At 58.3% G+C, this 21,790-nt stretch carries 20 protein-coding genes; 16 read left to right on the forward strand and 4 right to left on the reverse strand.

Translation table 11 applies throughout. From position 1 onward, the window contains the following. Nucleotides 1–18 precede the first annotated feature (18 nt). Nucleotides 19–1,308: a citrate synthase gene (gltA, locus tag HU773_RS08805; RefSeq protein ID WP_003222994.1), complete on the reverse strand. Its 1,290-nt coding sequence runs from the start codon at nucleotides 1,306–1,308 to the stop codon at nucleotides 19–21. 364 nt (nucleotides 1,309–1,672) lie between these two features. Between gltA and sdhC the strand changes: the two genes are divergently transcribed. From sdhC to HU773_RS08865, 12 genes are all read left to right on the forward strand, one after another. After that, complete coding sequence (sdhC, locus tag HU773_RS08810; protein ID WP_003172804.1) at nucleotides 1,673–2,047, forward strand: succinate dehydrogenase, cytochrome b556 subunit; 375 nt, start codon at nucleotides 1,673–1,675, stop codon at nucleotides 2,045–2,047. Next, the gene (gene sdhD, locus HU773_RS08815) at nucleotides 2,041–2,409 is read left to right on the forward strand and encodes a succinate dehydrogenase, hydrophobic membrane anchor protein (protein WP_029292670.1); all 369 of its coding nucleotides are present in this window, start codon (nucleotides 2,041–2,043) and stop codon (nucleotides 2,407–2,409) included. The genes sdhC and sdhD overlap by 7 nt, the downstream gene beginning before the upstream one ends. A gap of 3 nt (nucleotides 2,410–2,412) precedes the next feature. Continuing rightward, nucleotides 2,413–4,185 carry a succinate dehydrogenase flavoprotein subunit gene (gene sdhA, locus HU773_RS08820; protein ID WP_029292672.1) on the forward strand — a complete coding sequence of 591 codons (1,773 nt, stop codon included), beginning with the start codon at nucleotides 2,413–2,415 and terminating at the stop codon, nucleotides 4,183–4,185. 11 nt (nucleotides 4,186–4,196) lie between these two features. Further along, on the forward strand, nucleotides 4,197–4,901 hold the full coding sequence (locus HU773_RS08825; RefSeq protein ID WP_057438860.1) for a succinate dehydrogenase iron-sulfur subunit: 705 nt from the start codon (nucleotides 4,197–4,199) through the stop codon (nucleotides 4,899–4,901). A gap of 260 nt (nucleotides 4,902–5,161) precedes the next feature. Beyond that, nucleotides 5,162–7,993 (forward strand): 2-oxoglutarate dehydrogenase E1 component, encoded by a 2,832-nt coding sequence (locus HU773_RS08830; protein ID WP_057958983.1) that lies wholly within the window; start codon nucleotides 5,162–5,164, stop codon nucleotides 7,991–7,993. A gap of 44 nt (nucleotides 7,994–8,037) precedes the next feature. Beyond that, the gene (gene odhB / locus HU773_RS08835; RefSeq protein ID WP_057958984.1) at nucleotides 8,038–9,261 is read left to right on the forward strand and encodes a 2-oxoglutarate dehydrogenase complex dihydrolipoyllysine-residue succinyltransferase; all 1,224 of its coding nucleotides are present in this window, start codon (nucleotides 8,038–8,040) and stop codon (nucleotides 9,259–9,261) included. Between the two features lie 101 nt (nucleotides 9,262–9,362). Continuing rightward, on the forward strand, nucleotides 9,363–10,799 hold the full coding sequence (gene lpdA, locus HU773_RS08840) for a dihydrolipoyl dehydrogenase (RefSeq protein ID WP_057958985.1): 1,437 nt from the start codon (nucleotides 9,363–9,365) through the stop codon (nucleotides 10,797–10,799). Nucleotides 10,800–11,001: 202 nt separating this feature from the next. Further along, nucleotides 11,002–12,168: an ADP-forming succinate--CoA ligase subunit beta gene (sucC, locus tag HU773_RS08845; protein WP_003233235.1), complete on the forward strand. Its 1,167-nt coding sequence runs from the start codon at nucleotides 11,002–11,004 to the stop codon at nucleotides 12,166–12,168. Then, on the forward strand, nucleotides 12,168–13,049 hold the full coding sequence (sucD, locus tag HU773_RS08850; protein ID WP_057438865.1) for a succinate--CoA ligase subunit alpha: 882 nt from the start codon (nucleotides 12,168–12,170) through the stop codon (nucleotides 13,047–13,049). The genes sucC and sucD overlap by 1 nt, the downstream gene beginning before the upstream one ends. A gap of 402 nt (nucleotides 13,050–13,451) precedes the next feature. Beyond that, the gene (brnQ, locus tag HU773_RS08855; RefSeq protein ID WP_057444573.1) at nucleotides 13,452–14,765 is read left to right on the forward strand and encodes a branched-chain amino acid transport system II carrier protein; all 1,314 of its coding nucleotides are present in this window, start codon (nucleotides 13,452–13,454) and stop codon (nucleotides 14,763–14,765) included. Between the two features lie 200 nt (nucleotides 14,766–14,965). Beyond that, complete coding sequence (locus tag HU773_RS08860; protein ID WP_128593449.1) at nucleotides 14,966–15,706, forward strand: DUF599 domain-containing protein; 741 nt, start codon at nucleotides 14,966–14,968, stop codon at nucleotides 15,704–15,706. Beyond that, entirely contained in the window at nucleotides 15,703–16,104 is a 402-nt protein-coding gene (locus HU773_RS08865; protein ID WP_057438866.1) for an MAPEG family protein, read from the forward strand. The genes HU773_RS08860 and HU773_RS08865 overlap by 4 nt, the downstream gene beginning before the upstream one ends. 73 nt (nucleotides 16,105–16,177) lie before the next feature. On the opposite strand, the gene HU773_RS08870 is transcribed toward HU773_RS08865, so the two are convergent. Further along, complete coding sequence (locus tag HU773_RS08870) at nucleotides 16,178–16,429, reverse strand: hypothetical protein (RefSeq protein WP_029292691.1); 252 nt, start codon at nucleotides 16,427–16,429, stop codon at nucleotides 16,178–16,180. 158 nt (nucleotides 16,430–16,587) lie between these two features. On the opposite strand from HU773_RS08870, the gene HU773_RS08875 reads away from it, so the two are divergent. From HU773_RS08875 to HU773_RS08890, 4 genes are all read left to right on the forward strand, one after another. After that, nucleotides 16,588–17,064 carry a PaaI family thioesterase gene (locus tag HU773_RS08875; protein WP_057438867.1) on the forward strand — a complete coding sequence of 159 codons (477 nt, stop codon included), beginning with the start codon at nucleotides 16,588–16,590 and terminating at the stop codon, nucleotides 17,062–17,064. Then, nucleotides 17,061–17,525, forward strand: a complete 465-nt coding sequence (locus tag HU773_RS08880) for a PaaI family thioesterase (RefSeq protein ID WP_057958987.1) — start codon at nucleotides 17,061–17,063, stop codon at nucleotides 17,523–17,525. The genes HU773_RS08875 and HU773_RS08880 overlap by 4 nt, the downstream gene beginning before the upstream one ends. Before the next feature lie 89 nt (nucleotides 17,526–17,614). Beyond that, a complete protein-coding gene (gene htpG, locus HU773_RS08885; protein ID WP_057438909.1) occupies nucleotides 17,615–19,519 on the forward strand; it encodes a molecular chaperone HtpG in 1,905 nt (634 codons plus the stop codon). A 67-nt stretch (nucleotides 19,520–19,586) separates the two neighbouring features. Continuing rightward, nucleotides 19,587–20,315: a dienelactone hydrolase family protein gene (locus HU773_RS08890; RefSeq protein WP_057958988.1), complete on the forward strand. Its 729-nt coding sequence runs from the start codon at nucleotides 19,587–19,589 to the stop codon at nucleotides 20,313–20,315. Nucleotides 20,316–20,404: 89 nt separating this feature from the next. On the opposite strand, the gene HU773_RS08895 is transcribed toward HU773_RS08890, so the two are convergent. Together HU773_RS08895 and HU773_RS08900 are read right to left on the reverse strand one after the other, a co-directional pair. Continuing rightward, on the reverse strand, nucleotides 20,405–21,271 hold the full coding sequence (locus tag HU773_RS08895) for a pirin family protein (RefSeq protein ID WP_057958989.1): 867 nt from the start codon (nucleotides 21,269–21,271) through the stop codon (nucleotides 20,405–20,407). A 64-nt stretch (nucleotides 21,272–21,335) separates the two neighbouring features. Next, the gene (locus HU773_RS08900) at nucleotides 21,336–21,752 is read right to left on the reverse strand and encodes an OsmC family protein (protein WP_057958990.1); all 417 of its coding nucleotides are present in this window, start codon (nucleotides 21,750–21,752) and stop codon (nucleotides 21,336–21,338) included. Between the last annotated feature and the right edge of the window lie 38 nt (nucleotides 21,753–21,790).

Consider the following 21,790-nt stretch of genomic DNA (forward strand, 5'->3'; position numbering starts at 1 on the left):
AGCTAAGCAGTTGAATGCTTACTTGCGGTCTTCCAGCTTGGTAATGTCACGCGACTCGTAGCCGGTGTACAGCTGGCGCGGGCGGCCAATCTTGTACGGGCTGGAGAGCATTTCTTTCCAGTGGGAGATCCAGCCCACGGTCCGCGCCAGGGCGAAGATCACGGTGAACATACTGGTTGGAATGCCGATCGCCTTGAGGATGATCCCCGAGTAGAAGTCGACGTTCGGGTACAGCGAGCGTTCGATGAAGTACGGGTCGGTCAGCGCGATCTCTTCCAGGCGCATGGCCAGTTCGAGTTGCGGATCGTTGTTGATGCCCAGTTCCTTCAACACTTCGTCGCAGGTCTGCTTCATGACGGTGGCGCGCGGGTCGCGGTTCTTGTAGACCCGGTGACCGAAGCCCATCAGCTTGAACGGATCGTTCTTGTCCTTGGCCTTGGCGATGAACTTGTCGATGTTGGACACATCGCCGATTTCATCGAGCATGGTCAATACGGCTTCGTTTGCACCGCCGTGGGCAGGGCCCCACAGTGCAGCGATGCCCGCGGCGATACAGGCGAACGGATTGGCACCCGAGGAGCCCGCCAGGCGCACGGTGGACGTCGAGGCGTTCTGTTCGTGGTCGGCATGGAGGATGAAGATCCGGTCCATGGCCTTGGCCAGTACCGGGCTGATCGGTTTGATCTCGCACGGGGTGTTGAACATCATGTGCAGGAAGTTTTCCGCGTACGTCAGGTCGTTGCGCGGGTACATCATGGGCTGGCCCATGGAGTACTTGTAAACCATTGCGGCCAGGGTGGGCATCTTGGCAACCAGGCGGATCGCGGAGATTTCGCGATGCTGCGGGTTATTGATGTCCAGGGAGTCGTGATAGAAGGCCGACAGGGCGCCGACTACACCGCACATGACGGCCATTGGGTGCGCGTCGCGACGGAAGCCGTTGAAGAAGGTCTTCAACTGCTCGTGAACCATGGTGTGGTTCTTCACGGTGCTGACAAACTGGGCCTTTTGCTCGGCTGTTGGCAATTCGCCATTTAGCAGCAGGTAGCAGGTTTCCAGGTAGTCCGATTTCTCGGCCAGTTGTTCGATCGGGTAGCCGCGATGTAGCAGAATGCCATTGTCGCCGTCGATATAGGTAATCTTCGACTCGCAAGAAGCGGTCGACATGAAGCCTGGGTCGAAAGTGAAACGGCCCGTGGCCGTCAGGCCCCGTACGTCGATAACATCGGGACCAACGGTGCCGGTTAAAATGGGCAGCTCGACGGGGGCTGCGCCCTCGATGATCAACTGCGCTTTTTTGTCAGCCATGTGGCCTCCTATTTATGCTTCAAATCATCAGACAGACCCCCCACGCAGGGCCCGCACCACTATATTGATATAAATCCAGATGTCAATTTGCCTAAAGTCTTGCTCCAGAAGGCTTTAACCGTACTTTTTCCTCGAAATTGCCTGCCGTTTACGCCTTTTATCCCGTCAGCGCAATCAGCTATTAGGGTGAGGAGTGCGCGTTGTCATTAGTAGCCTAACTGTCTATACTCGGCCACCGACCGCCAAGGGCTTTTGGGCTTGCTTTCATTGGGGGTCGCACTCCCTGGGTGGTGCTTACCTGACCAGTGCACTCCCCAACAACTTTGCCCTGATTGTTAGGGGCTCTTCAGTGTGAAAAAAAGCCGTGAATAGCCAACGACCTGTAAACCTAGACCTAAGGACCATCAAACTCCCCATCACCGGCGTTACGTCGTTCCTGCACCGTGTTTCCGGCATCATCCTGTTCCTGGGCTTGGGCATCATGCTTTATGCATTGAGCAAATCCCTGGGTTCCGAGGAAGGATACGCCGAGGTGAAGGCATGCTTGACCAGCCCGCTGGCCAAGTTCGTAGCATGGGGCCTCCTGTCCGCTCTGCTGTATCACCTGGTAGCCGGTGTGCGCCACTTGATCATGGATATGGGCATCGGTGAGACGCTGGAAGGCGGCCGCCTGGGCTCGAAAATCATCATCGCCATTTCCGTGGTGCTGATCGTTCTGGCAGGAGTTTGGATATGGTAACCAGCGTTACGAACCTATCGCGTTCAGGCCTCTATGACTGGATGGCGCAGCGTGTGTCTGCGGTCGTTCTCGCGGCTTATTTCATTTTCCTGATCGGGTACCTCGTTGCAAACCCTGGCATTGGCTACGCCCAATGGCACGGTCTGTTCTCCCACAACGGGATGCGTATCTTCAGTCTGCTCGCCCTTGTGGCCCTGGGTGCTCACGCCTGGGTCGGCATGTGGACCATCGCGACCGACTACCTGACGCCGATGGCGCTGGGCAAGTCCGCGACTGCAGTACGTTTCCTTTTCCAGGCAGTATGCGGCGTCGCGATGTTCGCTTACTTCGTCTGGGGTGTGCAGATTCTCTGGGGTATCTGATTCATGGCTAACATTCCAACGATTTCTTTTGACGCCATCATTATTGGTGGCGGCGGCGCCGGCATGCGCGCTGCACTGCAGCTGGCCCAGGGTGGTCACAAGACTGCCGTGATCACCAAGGTGTTCCCGACCCGTTCCCACACCGTATCGGCCCAGGGTGGCATCACCTGCGCCATCGCTTCTGCGGATCCGAACGATGACTGGCGCTGGCACATGTACGATACCGTCAAGGGTTCCGACTATATCGGCGACCAGGACGCTATCGAGTACATGTGTCAGGAAGGCCCTGCTGCGGTGTTCGAGCTGGACCACATGGGTCTGCCGTTCTCCCGTACCGAACAGGGTCGTATCTACCAGCGTCCATTCGGCGGCCAGTCGAAGGATTACGGTAAAGGCGGCCAGGCTGCCCGTACCTGCGCGGCATCCGACCGTACCGGTCACGCGCTGCTGCACACTCTTTATCAGGGCAACCTGAAAGCCGGCACCACGTTCCTGAACGAGTACTACGCGGTTGACCTGGTGAAGAACCAGGACGGCGCATTCGTCGGCGTGATCGCTATCTGCATCGAAACCGGTGAAACCACCTACATCCGCGCCAAGGCTACCGTGCTGGCGACGGGCGGTGCAGGTCGTATCTACGCTTCGACCACCAACGCCCTGATCAACACCGGTGACGGCGTTGGCATGGCCCTGCGTGCAGGCGTGCCGGTACAAGACATCGAAATGTGGCAGTTCCACCCAACCGGCATCGCCGGCGCCGGTGTACTGGTTACAGAAGGTTGCCGTGGTGAAGGCGGTTACCTGATCAACAAGCACGGCGAGCGTTTCATGGAGCGTTATGCTCCGAACGCCAAGGACCTTGCCGGTCGTGACGTGGTTGCCCGTTCGATGGTTAAAGAAATCATCGCCGGCAACGGTTGCGGCCCGAACGGCGACCACGTGATGCTGAAGCTCGATCACCTGGGCGAAGAGGTGCTGCACAGCCGCCTGCCAGGTATCTGCGAACTGTCCAAGACCTTCGCACACGTCGACCCGGTGGTTGCTCCAGTACCAGTAGTTCCAACTTGCCACTATATGATGGGCGGCGTGCCGACCAACATTCATGGCCAGGCGATCACCCAGAACGCCGAAGGCGTGGACGAGATCATTCATGGTCTGTTCGCGGTAGGCGAAGTGGCTTGCGTATCGGTTCACGGTGCCAACCGTCTGGGCGGCAACTCGCTGCTCGACCTGGTGGTATTCGGCCGCGCTGCCGGCCTGCACCTGGAAAAAGCCCTGACCGACGGCATCGAATACGATGACGCGACCGACGCCAACATCGAGGCTGCCCTGGCACGCCTGAATGCTCTGAACGAGCGTACTGATGGCGAAGACGTAGCAACCCTGCGTCGCGAGCTGCAAAGCTGCATGCAGAACTACTTCGGTGTATTCCGTACTGGCGAATACATGCAGAAGGGTATTACCCAGCTGGCAGACCTGCGCAAGCGGATTGCCAACGTCAAGATCAACGATAAGAGCCAGGCGTTCAACACCGCTCGTATCGAGGCCCTTGAACTGCAAAACCTGCTGGAAGTGGCTGAAGCGACTGCGATTGCCGCCGAGGTTCGTAAAGAATCCCGTGGTGCTCACGCTCGTGAAGACTTTGAAGATCGCGATGACGAAAACTGGTTGTGCCACACCCTGTACTTCCCGGGTGACAAGCGCGTAACCAAGCGTGCCGTGAACTTCTCGCCGAAGACGGTTCCGACGTTTGAACCGAAGATTCGGACTTACTAAGGGTGGCTGCCATGTTGAAAGTCAGTGTTTATCGCTACAACCCTGATCAGGACGCTGCGCCGTTCATGCAGGAATTTGAGGTCGATACCGGTGGTAAAGACCTGATGGTGCTGGATGTGCTGGCCCTGATCAAAGAGCAGGACGAGGGTTTCTCCTATCGTCGCTCTTGCCGTGAAGGTGTCTGCGGCTCCGACGGCATGAACATCAACGGCAAAAACGGCCTGGCTTGCGTCACGCCGCTGTCGGCCGTGGTCAAGAAGAACAAGCTTGTTGTACGTCCACTGCCAGGTTTGCCGGTTATCCGTGACCTGGTCGTCGATATGAGCATCTTCTACAAGCAATACGAAAAGGTTAAGCCATTCCTGCAGAACGACACGCCGGCTCCGGCCATCGAGCGTCTGCAGTCCCCGGAAGAGCGCGAAAAGCTCGACGGTCTGTACGAGTGCATCCTGTGCGCTTGCTGCTCGACCTCTTGCCCGTCCTTCTGGTGGAACCCGGACAAGTTCCTGGGTCCAGCTGCACTGCTGCAAGCCTATCGCTTCCTGGCAGACAGCCGTGACACCAAGACGGCCGAGCGTCTGGCTTCACTGGATGACCCGTTCAGCGTATTCCGCTGCCGCGGGATCATGAACTGCGTCAACGTATGTCCCAAAGGCCTGAACCCGACTAAGGCCATTGGTCACATCCGTAACATGCTGCTGCAAAGCGGCGTGTAAGACGTTGTAGTAAAAGCAGGACCGTTGTGCCCGTAAATGCTACGGCGCAGGCTTCAACCGGCGCCGTAGTTTTAACTTGAGCAGCGACTTACAAAGCCGCGGCTCTTATTTTGAAGAAATGAGACAAGCAGGGGCATTCGGGTTGGTACCCGAACTATCAGCGTGATCCTAAGTGGCTTGTTTTGGTCGCTGCACTTGGCCTTTTGCAAGCAAACTCGGTGTTTTCGCCGGTGGTGTCCCCAAATCGAGGGTGACCAAGCATGCAAGAAAGCGTGATGCAGCGCATGTGGAACAGCGGCTATCTTTCAGGTGGTAACGCTGCCTATGTGGAAGAGCTTTATGAGCTCTACCTGCACGACCCTAACGCTGTGCCAGAAGAATGGCGCACCAAATTTCAGACGTTGTCTTCAGACGGCAACGCTGCCACCGATGTATCGCATGCAACAATTCGCGATCAATTTGTGCTGCTGGCAAAGAACCAGCGCCGCGCCCAGCCGGTTTCCGCCGGAAGCGTGAGCAGTGAGCACGAGAAGAAGCAAGTTGAAGTACTGCGACTGATCCAGGCCTACCGTATGCGTGGCCACCAGGCAGCCCAGCTTGATCCGCTGGGGCTGTGGCAGCGTCCTGCACCTGCGGACCTGTCGATCAATCACTACGGCTTGACCAATGCCGATCTTGATACGACCTTCCGTGCCGGCGACCTGTTCATCGGCAAAGAGGAAGCGAGCCTACGCGAAATTCACGAAGCGTTGCAGCAGACATATTGCCGCACCATCGGCGCTGAATTTACGCACATCACCGATTCCGAGCAGCGCCACTGGTTCCAGCATCGCCTGGAAGGCGTGCGTGGCCGTCCGGTGCTGTCCGCCGATGTGCGCAGCCACCTGCTTGAGCGCGTCACCGCTGCCGAAGGCCTTGAAAAGTACCTGGGCACCAAATACCCAGGCACCAAGCGTTTCGGCCTGGAAGGCGGCGAGAGCCTGATTCCGATGCTTGACGAGATGATCCAGCGTTCCGGTTCCTACGGCACCAAGGAAATCGTGATCGGCATGGCTCACCGTGGTCGCCTGAACGTGTTGGTCAACACCTTCGGCAAGAACCCGCGCGAGCTGTTCGACGAGTTCGAAGGCAAGAAGAAGGTCGAGCTGGGTTCTGGTGACGTTAAATACCACCAGGGCTTCTCGTCCAACGTGATGACCACCGGCGGTGAAGTTCACCTGGCCATGGCGTTCAACCCGTCCCACCTGGAAATCGTTTCTCCAGTGGTCGAGGGTTCGGTGCGTGCTCGTCAGGATCGTCGCAACGACTCCACCGGTGAGAAGGTTCTGCCGATTTCCATCCACGGTGACGCGGCTTTCGCCGGTCAAGGCGTGGTCCTGGAAACGTTCCAGATGTCGCAGACTCGCGGCTTCAAGACCGGCGGCACGGTTCACATCGTTATCAACAACCAGGTTGGTTTCACCATCAGCAATCCGCTGGACGCACGCTCTACCGAGTACGCGACCGACGTTGCCAAGATGATCCAGGCGCCGATCCTCCATGTGAATGGGGATGATCCGGAAGCCGTATTGTTCGTGACCCAACTGGCCATTGACTACCGCATGCAGTTCAAGCGTGACGTGGTCATCGACCTGGTTTGCTACCGCCGTCGCGGTCACAACGAAGCGGATGAGCCTAGCGGCACCCAACCGTTGATGTACCAGCAGATCACCAAGCAGCGCACCACCCGTGAGCTGTACGCCGAAAGCCTGACCAAGGCCGGTGTATTGGATGACGCGCGTGTTCAGGCGAAGATCGATGAATACCGCAACGCCCTGGACAATGGTCTGCATGTAGTAAAAAGCCTGGTCAAAGAGCCGAACAAAGAGCTGTTCGTTGACTGGCGTCCGTATCTGGGCCACGCCTGGACTGCACGTCATGACACCTCGTTCGATCTGAAAACCCTGCAGGAACTGTCCGCCAAGCTGCTGGAAATTCCAGAAGGCTTCGTCGTACAGCGCCAGGTTGCGAAGATCTACGAAGACCGTCAGAAGATGCAAGCCGGCGGCCTGCCGATCAACTGGGGTTACGCTGAAACCATGGCGTACGCGACCCTGGCGTTCGAAGGTCACCCGATCCGCATGACTGGCCAGGACATCGGCCGCGGTACGTTCTCGCACCGTCACGCGGTATTGCACAACCAGAAAGACGCGGGCACCTACATCCCGTTGCGGAACCTGTATGAAGGCCAGCCACGTTTCGATCTGTACGATTCGTTCCTGTCCGAGGAAGCGGTTCTGGCGTTCGAATACGGTTACTCGACCACCATGCCAAACGCGCTGGTGATCTGGGAAGCCCAGTTCGGCGACTTCGCCAACGGTGCCCAGGTGGTGATCGACCAGTTCATCACCAGCGGCGAGCACAAGTGGGGCCGTCTGTGCGGTCTGACCATGTTGCTGCCACACGGTTATGAAGGTCAGGGTCCGGAGCACTCCTCGGCCCGTCTGGAGCGTTACCTGCAATTGTGCGCTGAGCACAACATCCAGGTGTGCGTGCCGACTACCCCGGCCCAGATCTACCACTTGCTGCGTCGCCAGGTGATCCGCCCGCTGCGTAAGCCGTTGGTAGTGCTGACTCCGAAATCGCTGTTGCGTCACAAATTGGCCATCTCGACCCTGGAAGATCTCGCCGACGGTTCGTTCCAGACCGTTATTTCGGAAATCGACACCCTGGACGCAGCCAAGGTCACTCGCCTGATCCTGTGCAGCGGCAAGGTTTACTACGACTTGCTGGAAAAACGTCGTGCCGAAGGCCGCGAAGACATCGCCATCGTGCGTATCGAGCAGCTTTACCCGTTCCCGGAAGACGACCTGATGGAGGCCATCGCGCCTTACACCAACCTCACCCACGTGGTGTGGTGTCAGGAAGAACCGATGAACCAGGGCGCGTGGTACAGCAGCCAGCATCATCTGCGTCGCAGCATCGGTAACCACAACAAGGCCCTGAGCCTGGAGTATGCCGGCCGTGATGCTTCTGCTGCACCTGCGTGTGGTTATGCGTCGATGCACGCCGAGCAGCAGGAAAAACTGCTGCAAGATGCTTTCACTGTTTAACGCCTTCGCGCTGACTGAAACCGAATTTTAAGGACCCACAGATAATGGCTATCGAAATCAAAGCCCCGTCATTCCCGGAATCGGTTGCCGATGGCACCGTTGCCACCTGGCACAAGAAACCAGGCGAAGCCGTCAAGCGTGACGACCTGATCGTCGACATCGAGACCGACAAGGTTGTTCTGGAAGTGTTGGCCGAAGCCGACGGCGTCCTGGGCGCCATCGTTGCCGAAGAAGGCGCTACCGTCCTGTCCAACCAGGTACTGGGTTCGATCGAAGAGGGCAGTGCTGCTGCCGCTGCTCCAGCCGCCGCTGCTGCTCCGGCTGCCGCACCTGCTGCTGCCGCTCCGGCTGCGGGTAGTGAAGATCCAATCGCTGCACCGGCTGCGCGTCAGCTGGCTGAAGAAAACGGCATCAACCTGGCTTCCATCAAAGGCACCGGCAAAGACGGCCGTGTGACCAAGGAAGATGTGGTTGCTGCTGTCGAAGCCAAGAAAAACGCTCCGGCTGCCGCACCTGCCAAGGCTGCTGCTCCAGCTGCCGCTGCGCCTGTATTCGCTGCTGGCGACCGCACCGAGAAGCGCGTACCGATGACTCGCGTACGTGCCACCGTGGCCAAGCGCCTGGTTGAAGCACAGTCGAACATGGCCATGCTGACCACGTTCAACGAAGTCGACATGACTGAAGTCATGGCCCTGCGTTCGAAGTACAAGGACCTGTTCGAGAAGTCCCACAATGGCGTGCGCCTGGGCTTCATGTCGTTCTTCGTGAAAGCGGCCACCGAAGCCCTGAAACGCTTCCCGGCAGTCAACGCTTCCATCGACGGCGGCGACATCGTCTACCACGGCTATGCTGACATCGGCGTTGCCGTGTCCAGCGACCGTGGCCTGGTGGTACCGGTCCTGCGTAACGCCGAGCTGATGAGCCTGGCTGAAATCGAAGGCGGCATCGCCGGCTTCGGCAAGAAAGCCCGTGACGGCAAGCTGACCATCGACGAGATGACCGGCGGTACCTTCACCATCACCAACGGTGGTACCTTCGGTTCGATGATGTCGACCCCGATCGTCAACCCGCCACAAGCTGCGATCCTGGGCATGCACAACATCATCCAGCGTCCGATGGCCATCAACGGCCAGGTCGTGATCCGTCCGATGATGTACCTGGCACTGTCCTACGATCACCGCCTGATCGACGGTAAAGAAGCCGTGACGTTCCTGGTGACCATCAAGAATCTGCTGGAAGACCCGGCTCGCTTGCTCCTGGATATCTGATAGAAGCAGCTTCGGGTTGCGAGCTGCAAGCTGCCGGAATGAGCAGCTTGGCTCGCAACTTGAGGCTTGAAGCTTGTCGCTAAAATAGAGGATCTATTTTCATGTCTCAGAAATTTGACGTTGTAGTGATTGGTGCGGGCCCTGGCGGCTACGTGGCCGCCATCAAGGCCGCTCAACTGGGCCTCTCGACTGCTTGCATCGAAAAATACACCGACAAGGAAGGCAAACTGGCCCTGGGCGGTACCTGCCTGAACGTCGGTTGCATTCCTTCCAAGGCGCTGCTGGACAGCTCCTGGAAATTCCACGAAGCCCAGGACGGTTTTGCCATCCACGGCATCAACCACGCTGGCGTGACCATGGACGTGCCAGCAATGGTCGGCCGCAAGGCCAACATCGTCAAAGGCCTGACCTCTGGCGTTGCTACCCTGTTCAAGGCCAATGGCGTCACTTCCCTGCAAGGTCACGGCAAACTGCTGGCCGGCAAGAAAGTTGAAATCACCAAGCCAGACGGTTCGACTGAAATCATCGAAGCCGAAAACGTGATCCTGGCTCCAGGTTCGCGTCCAATCGACATTCCGCCTGCTCCTGTTGATCAGAACGTGATCGTCGATTCGACCGGCGCCCTGGAATTCCAAGCAGTACCAAAACGCCTGGGTGTGATCGGCGCTGGCGTGATCGGCCTGGAACTGGGTTCGGTGTGGTCCCGTCTGGGTTCGCAAGTGACCGTGCTGGAAGCCCTGGACACGTTCCTGCTGGCTGCCGACACCGCAGTGTCCAAAGAAGCGCTGAAAACCCTGACCAAACAAGGTCTGGACATCAAGCTGGGCGCTCGCGTGACCGGTTCGAAAGTCAACGGCGAAGAAGTTGTCGTGACCTACACCGACAAGGATGGCGAACAGACCATCACTTTCGACAAGCTGATCGTTGCCGTTGGTCGCCGTCCAGTGACCACTGATCTGCTGGCAGCTGACAGCGGCGTGACCATCGACGAGCGTGGCTTTGTCCATGTTGACGATCACTGCGCTACCACCGTACCTGGCGTCTACGCCATCGGCGACGTGGTTCGCGGCATGATGCTCGCGCACAAGGCTTCTGAAGAAGGCATCATGGTGGTTGAGCGCATCAAGGGTCACAAGACCCAGATGAACTACGACCTGATCCCTTCGGTCATCTACACCCACCCGGAAATTGCATGGGTTGGTAAGAACGAACAGCAGTTGAAAGCTGAAGGCGTTGAAGTTAACGTCGGCACCTTCCCGTTTGCCGCTTCTGGCCGTGCCATGGCAGCGAACGACACTGGCGGCTTTGTCAAAGTCATCGCTGATGCCAAGACTGACCGCGTACTGGGTGTCCACGTGATTGGCCCAGGCGCAGCAGAGCTGGTTCAGCAGGGCGCTATCGGTATGGAATTCGGCACCAGCGCCGAAGACATCGGCATGATGGTTTTCTCCCATCCGACCCTGTCTGAAGCGCTGCACGAAGCCGCGTTGGCAGTGAATGGCCATGCCATCCACATTGCCAACAAGAAGAAGCGCTAAGCGAGATAATAAGAAACCACGGCGGTTGCCCGTCGTGAGCCTTGCGCGCAAGACTCACCGCGGAATATCCGCTGGACGCAGTCTTGCGCAGCTTTGCCGGCCTTAGGGCGGTGGAGCTGGGCAAGCAGCAGTCACAGGTGGCGCGGCACTCATAATGAGCGCAGCGCCGAATGCGCAGTACCTAACGAAGACGGTAAAAAGCATGAATCTTCACGAGTATCAGGGTAAGCAGCTGTTCGCTGAGTACGGCCTGCCAGTTTCCAAGGGCTACGCAGTAGACACCCCGGAAGCAGCAGCAGAAGCTTGCGACAAAATCGGCGGTACTGAATGGGTTGTCAAAGCCCAGGTCCACGCTGGTGGTCGCGGTAAAGCGGGCGGCGTTAAGCTGGTTCGCAGCAAAGAAGACGCCAAGGCCTTCGCACAGCAGTGGCTGGGCAAGCGTCTGGTGACTTACCAGACTGACGCCAATGGCCAGCCAGTCACCAAGATCCTGGTTGAATCGTGCACTGATATCGCTAAAGAGCTGTACCTGGGCGCTGTCGTTGACCGTTCGAGCCGTCGCATCGTGTTCATGGCCTCCACCGAAGGTGGCGTGGACATTGAGAAGATCGCTCACGAAACCCCAGAAAAAATTCTGAAAGCCACTATCGATCCACTGGTTGGCGCTCAGCCATTCCAGGGTCGCGAGCTGGCTTTCCAGCTGGGTCTGGAAGGCAAGCAAGTTGCCCAGTTCGCCAAGATCTTCGTAGGTCTGGCCAAACTGTTCCAGGATCACGATCTGGCCCTGCTGGAAGTGAACCCGCTGGTGATCAAGGCTGACGGCGATCTGCATTGCCTCGACGCCAAGATCAACATCGACGCCAACGCCATGTACCGTCAGCCTAAGCTGAAGACTTTCCACGATCCGTCGCAAGACGATCCGCGCGAAGCGCACGCTGCCAAGTTCGAACTGAACTACGTAGCCCTGGAAGGTAACATCGGTTGCATGGTCAACGGTGCTGGCCTGGCCATGGGTACCATGGACATCGTCAACCTGCATGGCGGCAAACCAGCCAACTTCCTCGACGTAGGCGGCGGTGCTACCAAAGAACGCGTTACCGAAGCATTCAAGATCATCCTGTCCGACTCCAACGTCGCTGCAGTACTGGTCAACATCTTCGGCGGCATCGTTCGTTGCGACATGATTGCCGAAGGCATCATCGGTGCAGTGAAAGAAGTCGGCGTGAAAATCCCGGTTGTTGTACGCCTTGAAGGTAACAACGCTGAACTGGGCGCTAAAGTACTGGCAGAAAGCGGTTTGAACATCATCGCTGCAACCAGCCTGACCGACGCTGCTCAACAAGTTGTCAAAGCTGCGGAGGGCAAATAATGAGCGTCCTGATCAATAAAGACACCAAAGTTATCTGCCAGGGTATTACCGGTTCGCAAGGTAGCTTCCACACCCAGCAAGCCCTCGAATACGGCACCAAGATGGTTGGTGGCGTAACTCCGGGCAAAGGCGGCACCGAGCACTTGGGCCTGCCAGTGTTCAACACCGTGAAAGAAGCTGTAGCTCAAACTGGCGCCACCGCCAGCGTGATCTACGTTCCAGCTCCTTTCTGCAAAGACTCCATCCTGGAAGCGGCATTCGGCGGCATCAAGCTGATCGTTTGCATCACCGAAGGCATTCCTACCCTGGACATGCTGGACGCTAAAGTTAAGTGCGACGAGCTGGGTGTTACCCTGATCGGCCCTAACTGCCCAGGCGTGATCACTCCAGGCGAATGCAAGATCGGCATCATGCCAGGTCACATTCACTTGCCAGGCAAAGTCGGTATCGTTTCCCGTTCCGGCACCCTGACCTACGAAGCTGTGAAGCAGACCACTGACGCCGGTTTCGGTCAGTCGACTTGCGTCGGCATCGGCGGTGACCCGATCCCAGGCTCGAACTTCATCGACATCCTGAAACTGTTCCAGGAAGACCCGAAGACCGAAGCGATCGTGATGATCGGTGAGATCGGCGGTTCGGCTGAAGAAGAAGCGGCTGCCTACATCAAGGCACACGTGACCAAGCCAGTTGTTTCCTACATCGCTGGTGTGACTGCCCCTGCGGGCAAGCGCATGGGCCATGCTGGCGCAATCATCTCTGGCGGCAAGGGTACTGCAGACGAGAAGTTTGCTGCCCTGGAAGACGCAGGCGTGAAAACCGTGCGTTCGCTGGCAGACATCGGCAAGGCTTTGTCCGAGCTGACTGGCTGGGCGATCAAGTAAGCCTCGCGCTTAACTGACGCTTCACCACACAAAGGCCACCTTCGGGTGGCCTTTGTGCATTCTGCCATCCACTGTGGGAGCTGGCGTGCCTGCGATTGCATCACCTTGGCTTGCCTGTATCACCGCGCCGCTTGCATCGCAGGCAAGCCAGCTCCCACAGTGGACAGCATTGCCAAATTAAGTATGAAAACGCGACATCAAAGTGTCGCTTATCGGACAGCTCGCCCCGCAACAGTGCGTTTGTCAGACAAATTCGGTACTCTTGCCGCCTCTTTATGCGCCTGCATCCCAAAAGGAAGCCGCGTGCTAGACCGGTCGGTCCCCATAAGGGCCGGCAGTATTTCCCTCATCCATAGGGAATCCCCCTCTAAATTCCGATTCAGTAGTGTGGTATTTCCTCAAATGAAAGTGTTGAAAGGCCAGGATATCCTGGCGTTGGGCTTTATGACTTTTGCCCTGTTCGTGGGCGCCGGCAACATCATCTTCCCGCCTATCGTTGGTTTGCAGTCCGGGCCGCATGTCTGGATGGCGGCGCTGGGTTTCCTGATCACCGCAGTCGGTCTGCCGGTGGTTACGGTCATCGCCCTGGCCAAGGTCGGCGGTGGCATGGACGCGTTGAGCAGCCCTATCGGCAAGGTCGCCGGTGGCATCCTGGCTGCCGCGTGCTACCTGGCAGTCGGGCCATTGTTCGCCACCCCGCGTACCGCGACGGTGTCGTTTGAAGTCGGCCTGGCGCCATTGACCGGCGAAAGCCCGCTGGCACTGTTCCTCTACAGCTCGGTGTACTTCCTGCTGGTGTTCTTCATCTCCCTGTACCCAGGGCGCCTGTTGGATACCGTCGGCCGTTTTCTCGCGCCGCTGAAAATCATTGCGCTGGCGGTCCTGGGTATCGCGGCCTTTGCTCTGCCTGCGGGTGATATCGGCGTTGCTACGCCTGAGTACGTCGCCGCACCGTTCTCCCAGGGCTTTATCAATGGTTACCTGACCATGGATACCCTGGGCGCGCTGGTGTTTGGCATCGTGATCGTCAACGCTATCCGCTCCCGTGGTGTCGAGTCGCCGCAGTTGATCACCCGCTACGCGATCATTGCCGGGCTGATTGCCGGCCTGGGCCTGGCGCTGGTGTACATCAGCCTGTTCCGCCTCGGTTCGGGCAGCCACGAAGTGGCCGCCGGTGCAGCCAACGGCGCAGCCGTGTTGCACGCCTATGTTCAACACACCTTTGGCTCCCTGGGCAGCGGTTTCCTCGCGGTACTGATCTCCCTGGCGTGCCTGGTCACCGCCGTGGGCCTGACCTGTGCCTGCGCCGAGTACTTCAGCCGGGTATTGCCACTGTCCTACAAGACTCTGGTGGTGATCCTTGCTGCGTTTTCGCTGCTGGTGTCTAACCTGGGCCTGACCAAGCTGATCGCGTTCTCGATCCCGGTACTGACCGCCATCTACCCGCCGTGCATCGTGCTGGTGGCGCTGAGCTTCTGCAAAGACTTCTGGCATGAGCATGGCCGCATCCTGGGTCCGGTGATGTTGGTGTCGTTTATCTTTGGCACCATCGACGCCCTTAAGGGTGCGGGGCTGGCGGGTTGGATGCCTGCGCAAATGGCTAACCTGCCATTGAGCGAGCAAGGCCTGGCCTGGCTGGTGCCTTGTGTGATTACCCTGGTGGCTGCATTCGGGGTTGACCGTATGCTCGGCAAGCGCAGCGAAGCCATCGCCTAAAGCGCTCGTCACACGCTGACATCGAAATGCCCCGTATCAAACGATCCGGGGCATTTTTTATGGGCGGTGGGCAGTGTCTTTTTTTGTGGGCTAACGTCGAAAGGGTGATGAATTTTCCAGATCAGGAGCACGGTCAGTGTGGGGGCCGGCCTGCTCCCATACTGACCGAGTTAGCCAGCCCTATTGTTTAGAGGACCCGCATGTCATTTGTCGAAGCCAACCTGATTCACTTGTTTGCTGCACTGTGGTTCGTCATCTGCTGGGGCGGCTACACCCGCTACGCCAGCTGGAAAGCCCGGGACACGGCCTGCCTGGCCAGTGTGCTGCACCTGTATCGCGAAGACTGGATGCGCCGCATGCTCCTGCGCGACAACCGCATCGCCGATGCCAGCGTGATCGGCAACCTGGAACGCAATGCCTCGTTCTTCGCCTCCAGCACCCTGATCATCCTCGCCGGTATCCTTACCGTGCTGGGGGCTTCGGAGCGGGCGGTCTCGCTGCTGGCGGACATTCCCATGGTGCAGCAGGCGTCCCAGGGTATGTCGGAGATCAAGCTGCTGTGCCTGGCCCTGGTGTTTGTCTATGCGTTCTTTACTTTTAGTTGGTGCATGCGCCAGTACAACTTCGCGGCGATCCTGATTGGCTCGGCGCCGATGGTCGGTGAACGCCACGTCTCCGAGCAGGAGCGCAAGGCGTTCGCCTCACGGGCTGCGCGGGTGATTTCGATGGCAGCCAACCAGTTCAACTTCGGCCTGCGTTCCTATTACTTCGGCATGACCATGCTTGCCTGGTTTGTCAGCCCCTGGCTGTTCATGCTGATGAGCAGCGGGGTGGTGCTGGTGTTGTATCGCCGGGAATTTCATTCCGACGTTCTGGAGGTCATGGTCTATACCCCTACAGAGGCACCGATGCCTGAAGCGACCAAGGAGGCAACATCGTGAGTATTCCGTTCTGGTGTGTATTTATCAGTGCACTGCTGATTTTCGTGGCGCGTATGCCCGTGGGTAAGGCCATGAAAGAGCAGGGCGGGTATGACAACCACCTTCCCCGCAGCCAGCAAGCGCAATTGACCGGCTTCGGCGCACGGGCAGTGGCCGCTCATCAAAACAGTTTTGAAGCGTTTATCTTGTTTGCAGTGGGTGTATTGATGGCCCATACCACTCAGACCCAGGGCTACCTGATTGATTGGCTGGCGATCATCTTTGTGATTGCGCGGGTAGTCTATCTTGCGTGCTACTGGGCCGACTTGGCATGGCAGCGCAGCCTGGTGTGGGTGGTGGGGTTACTGTGTTCACTGTTGTTGATGCTTAGTCCGACATTTCGCACTTTGCTGATTTGATAAAAGCTCCGCACAAAGTAAAGCCCGCTATTAAGCGGGCTTTCTTTTGCAACGTGGTATTTAAACCGCGGTATCAGGAACCGGTTGCAGGTGTAGCTGGAGCAGCTTCTTTAGCGGCGGCGGCGTCAGATTCAGCTTGGGCTTTGGCGGCTTCGGCGTTTTCTTTTGCAGCGTCGTTCACTTTATCCTGAGCTTCGCTCATTTTTTCTTGAGCTTGTTCAGCATGCTGGTTGGCATCCTGAGCTTTGTCCTCGGATTTTTTATCGCAGGCAGCGAGGCCAAGGGCGGCAGCCAACATCAAGGAAACAGCGAAAGTCTTGCGCATGGGGTGTTTCTCCTTATTGAAGATATCTACTGGCCTTTCGAGCATGGGGTGCACGCATTAGTTCCTTTAATCCCACAGATATATAGGCTGTTTCGCTCAGGAACTTTCTTCCGGGGTATTTGTTTCGCCGGATCACTACTAATAAGAGTCTTTATCCAATGACCGATAGCCCCCTTTTAGAGCGTGCCGCACGTTTTGTTTCGGCCCTGCGTCACTGTCAGGTCCTGGGCATCCAAGTACATGATGCGAGCCCCCAGGGCATGACTTTGCTCTTGCCCTATAGCGCGCAGATTGTAGGTGACCCGCAAACCGGGATTATCCATGGCGGCGCCCTGACCTCCCTGATGGACACGGCCTGTGGCATGGCCACTCTGTGTGTGCTCCCGGAGTTTGAGGTCTGCCCGACCCTGGATTTGCGCATTGATTACATGCACCCGGCCGAGCCGCACAAGGCGGTGTTCGGTTTTGCCCAATGCTATCGGGTGACCACCGATGTGATTTTCACCCGTGGCTTCGCTTATCAGGATGACCCCCAGCAGCCGATTGCCCATGTGGTGGGCACGTTCATGCGCATGGGCAAACGCCTGAAGGGCACCAAAGGACTGGGCAGCAGCATCAAGGGAGAACAGGCATGACCCATCAATTCAAGACCCGCATGCAACAGGCCCATCACCGGGGCGACTATAAGGCGCTGCTCGAACTGATCCCCTACGCCAGGCTGATCGGTGTTGAATGCACGCGCCTGGGGGATGAGTTGCTGTTTCGCATGCCGGCCAACAAGGACAATATTGGTAACCCGATATTGCCGGCCATCCATGGCGGTGTGATCGCAGGCTTTATGGAGCTGTCGGCGGCCTTTCATTTATGGGTGGCCACGGGCACCCCAGGGGTTGAAAAAGGCTTGCCCAAGATCGTCGATTTTTCCCTGGATTACCTGCGGGCCGGGCAGTTTCGCGACACCTTTGCCACCTGCCAGGTTTGGCGCCAGGGACGGCGGGTGGCCAATGTGGCAATCACTGCCTGGCAAAGCACCCCGGCCGAACCTATCGCGACCGCTCGCGCGCATTTCAAGATTCAGGAGCAGGCCCGCCCTTGAAATCCTGGTCTTAGCCCCCAACTTTGATGACAACCCGCCGCTAACCCTTTCGGGTGCGGCCACTGCCATCCAATTGGAGTTTGATGACCATGAGTGTGGAAACTCAAAAGGAAACCCTGGGCTTCCAGACCGAGGTGAAGCAGCTGCTGCACCTCATGATCCATTCGCTGTATTCCAACAAGGAAATCTTCCTTCGCGAATTGATCTCGAACGCCTCTGACGCTGTCGACAAATTACGTTTCGAAGCCCTGTCCAAGCCTGAGTTGCTGGAAGGTGGCGCGGAACTGAAAATCCGTGTGAGCTTCGACAAGGACGCCAAGACCGTCACCCTCGAAGACAACGGCATCGGCATGAGCCGTGAAGATGCGATTACCCATTTGGGCACTATCGCCAAATCCGGCACCGCCGATTTCATGAAGAACCTGTCGGGCGACCAGAAGAAAGATTCGCACCTGATCGGCCAGTTCGGCGTGGGCTTCTACTCGGCCTTTATCGTCGCCGACAAAGTTGAAGTGTTCAGCCGCCGCGCCGGCCTCGACGCCAGCGAAGGCGTGCACTGGGCCTCCAAGGGCGAGGGCGAATTCGAAATCGCCACCGTCGACAAGGCCGACCGCGGTACCCGCATCGTGCTGCACCTCAAGTCCGGTGAAGACGAATTCGCCGATGGCTGGCGCCTGCGCAATATCATCAAGAAGTACTCCGACCATATCGCGCTGCCGATCGAACTGCCGAAAGAACAAGCGGCGGCCGAAGGCGAGGAGGCTCCAGCCCAGGAATGGGAAGTGGTCAACCGCGCCAGCGCCCTGTGGACCCGTCCGCGTACCGAGGTCAAGGACGAGGAATACCAGGAGTTCTACAAGCACATCGCCCACGACTACGAGAACCCACTGAGCTGGAGCCACAACAAGGTCGAAGGCAAGCTGGAATACAGCTCGCTGCTCTACGTCCCGGCCCGTGCTCCGTTCGACCTGTACCAGCGTGAAGCGCCCAAAGGCCTGAAGCTCTACGTGCAGCGCGTGTTCGTGATGGATCAGGCGGAATCCTTCCTGCCGCTGTACCTGCGCTTTATCAAGGGCGTGGTCGACTCCAACGACCTGTCGCTGAACGTGTCGCGGGAAATCCTGCAGAAAGACCCGATCATCGATTCCATGAAGTCGGCGCTGACCAAGCGTGTACTCGACATGCTGGAAAAACTGGCGAAGAACGAGCCTGAGCAGTACAAGGGCTTCTGGAAAAACTTCGGCCAGGTCATGAAAGAAGGCCCGGCTGAAGATTTCGCCAACAAGGAAAAAATCGCCGGCCTGCTGCGTTTTGCCTCGACTCAAGGCGAAGACGGCGAGCAGGTGGTGTCTCTGGCCGAGTACCTGGCTCGCGCCAAGGAAGGTCAGGACAAGATTTATTACCTGACCGGCGAAACCTACGCCCAGGTCAAGAACAGCCCGCACCTGGAAGTCTTCCGCAAGAAAGGCATCGAAGTGCTGCTGCTCACCGACCGTATCGACGAGTGGCTGATGAGCTACCTCAGCGACTTCGACGGCAAGAGCTTTGTCGACGTGGCCCGTGGTGACCTGGACCTGGGTAACCTGGATTCGGAAGAGGACAAAAAAGCCGCTGAAGAAGTGGCCAAGTCCAAAGAAGGCCTGGTTGAACGCATCAAGACCGCCCTGGGCGATGCTGTCAGCGAAGTGCGGGTTTCCCACCGTCTGACCGACTCCCCGGCGATCCTGGCCATTGGCGAGCAGGACCTGGGCATGCAAATGCGCCAGATCCTGGAAGCCAGCGGGCAGAAGGTGCCGGATTCCAAGCCGATCTTCGAATTCAACCCGGCTCACCCGCTGATCGAGAAACTCGACGGCGAGCAGAGTGAAGAGCGCTTTGGCGACCTGTCGCACATCCTCTTCGACCAGGCGGCCCTGGCCGCAGGGGACAGCTTGAAAGACCCGGCCGCCTACGTGCGCCGACTGAACAAGCTGTTGGTTGAACTGTCGGTTTAACAACGCTGCAAGAAAACCCCGCTTCGGCGGGGTTTTTCGTTTTCATGGATATCAACCGGAGAAAATGATGAGCCAAGTCACCGTGCGTTCCGTGGTCTATCAGATTGATGGCCAGTCTTATGAAAGCCGCCTGGCCTTCGATGCCAGCCACCAGGGCCCGCTGCCGGGCCTGTTGATGGCGCCGAACTGGATGGGGGTCAGCGCAGGCGCCGAAGAGATCGCCAAGGCCGTGGCCGGCAAGGGCTATGTGGTGTTGATCGCCGATCTATACGGGCAACAGGTGCGCCCGTCGAACGGTGATGAAGCCGGCGCGGCAATGATGCCGTTGAAGAATGACCGTGGGCTGCTCAACAAGCGCATGCAGGCGGCCCTTGAACAACTGCAAGGCCAGGCCGAAGCGGCTGTCGATACCTCGAAGCTGGCGACCTTTGGCTTCTGCTTTGGCGGTTGCTGCTCTCTGGAGCTGGCGCGTACCGGCGCGCCGCTGAAGGCGGCGGTGTCGTTCCATGGCACCCTCGACACGCCCAACCCGGCAGACGCGAAGAACATCAAGGGTTCGGTGCTGGTGCTGCATGGCGCTTCTGACCCGTTGGTGCCCAAAGAGCAGTTGCCTGCCTTTGAAGACGAGATGAACGCGGCCGGGGTGGATTGGCAATTGCTGAGCTACGGTGGCGCGGTGCATTCGTTCACTGACCCGCAGGCGAATGTGCCGGGCAAGATGATGTACGACGCCAAGACCGCTGGGCGAGCGTTCCAGGCGATGCATAATTTGTTGGATGAAGTGTTCAAGGGCTGAATATTTAGCGCCTGAGTTGGCCCCATCGCGGGCAAGCCCGCACATGTTGGAGGGCATTCCAAGTGTGAGGGCGGGCTTGCCCGCGATAGCTATCTCAGAGGCAGCTCAATTCTCCCTGCCTCGCCCGGCACTGTCGGCCAATCCCCGGCCGCCCAGCGTTGGCGAGCCTGTTCGATCAATGCCGGGTCACTGGCGACAAAATTCCAGTTGATCCGCCGTGGCCCATCCAGAGGTGCACCGCCGAAGACCACCAGATGGCAGTCGGTCTCGGCAAACAGCGCCATGCTCTGGCCCGCCGGCAGCACCACCAGGCTATGGGGTTCCACGGGTTCGCCCTCGAGCTGCGCATCACCTTCCAGCACATACACCGCCCGCTCCACATGCTCATCCGGAATCAGCAGGGTGGTGGCGGTTTGCATATGGACCTCGGCATACAGCGTCGGTGACAGCACTGGCACCGGTGATTCCAGGCAAAAGCCACTGCCGGCGATCATGCGGATCACCACCCCGAGGTTGTCACTGACCGGCAAACTGGCGGCAGGGTGATGGCTGTAATGCCCCGGCCCTTGCTCGTGTGCCTTGGGCGAGGCCAGCCACACTTGCAGGCCATGCAGATCGAACCCCTTGGCCTTGAGCGCGTCGGGTGTGCGTTCGACGTGGGCAATGGCGCTGCCGGCGGTCATCCAGCTGACGTCACCGGCCTGTACCACTTGATTGGAGCCAAGGCTGTCCTTGTGCAGGAGTTCGCCTTCAAACAGGTAGGTGAGGGTGGACAAGCCAATATGCGGATGCTGGCGGATATTCATGCCGCTGCCAGGGGCATAGCGGGTCTGGAGCATATGGTCGAAAAACACGAAGGGCCCGACGCTACGGCATTCCCGCGAGGGCAGCGGGCGCAGGATGGGCTGGCCTTCGACATCTTCGGCGCGCGGGCGGATCACAGTCACGGTGGTCATGGAGCATCCCTGTCTGAGCGGGTTTGTAGGGCTTGAGCATAACCCGCCAGGCAGGGAATCGGTGTTACTGGCTGAACGCACCTTCGGCGAGTTTGGTCTCGATGCTGATCTCGGCGGTGGTCATCAGTTTATGCACCGGGCATTTGTCGGCCACGCGATGCAGCTCAGTGCGTTGCTCATCGGTGAGCACACCCTTGAGGGTCAGCTTGACGTTGAGCTTGTACTTGCCCTTTTGCTCCTCGGTGCTGTCGTGGGTGACTTCCGCGGTCACGCCGGTCAGGGGGATGTCCTTTTTCTGCGCATACAGTTTGACGGTCAGGGCCTTGCATGAGGCCAGCGCGGCGTCGAAGTAATCGTGGGGCGAGGGCGCCGAGTCGTCGCCACCCAGGCTCTTGGGCAGGTCGGTAAACAGCTCATGGTTATTGATGTTGACGCTATGGCGAAAGTTCTCGGTGTTCAGCGTATTAACGATAACAGGCATGGTAAACCTCACAGGGTGGCAGGATGAAGATCATGCAG

The sequence above is a fragment of the Pseudomonas shahriarae genome (genome assembly GCF_014268455.2).
In the GTDB taxonomy this organism is placed as follows: domain Bacteria; phylum Pseudomonadota; class Gammaproteobacteria; order Pseudomonadales; family Pseudomonadaceae; genus Aquipseudomonas; species Aquipseudomonas shahriarae.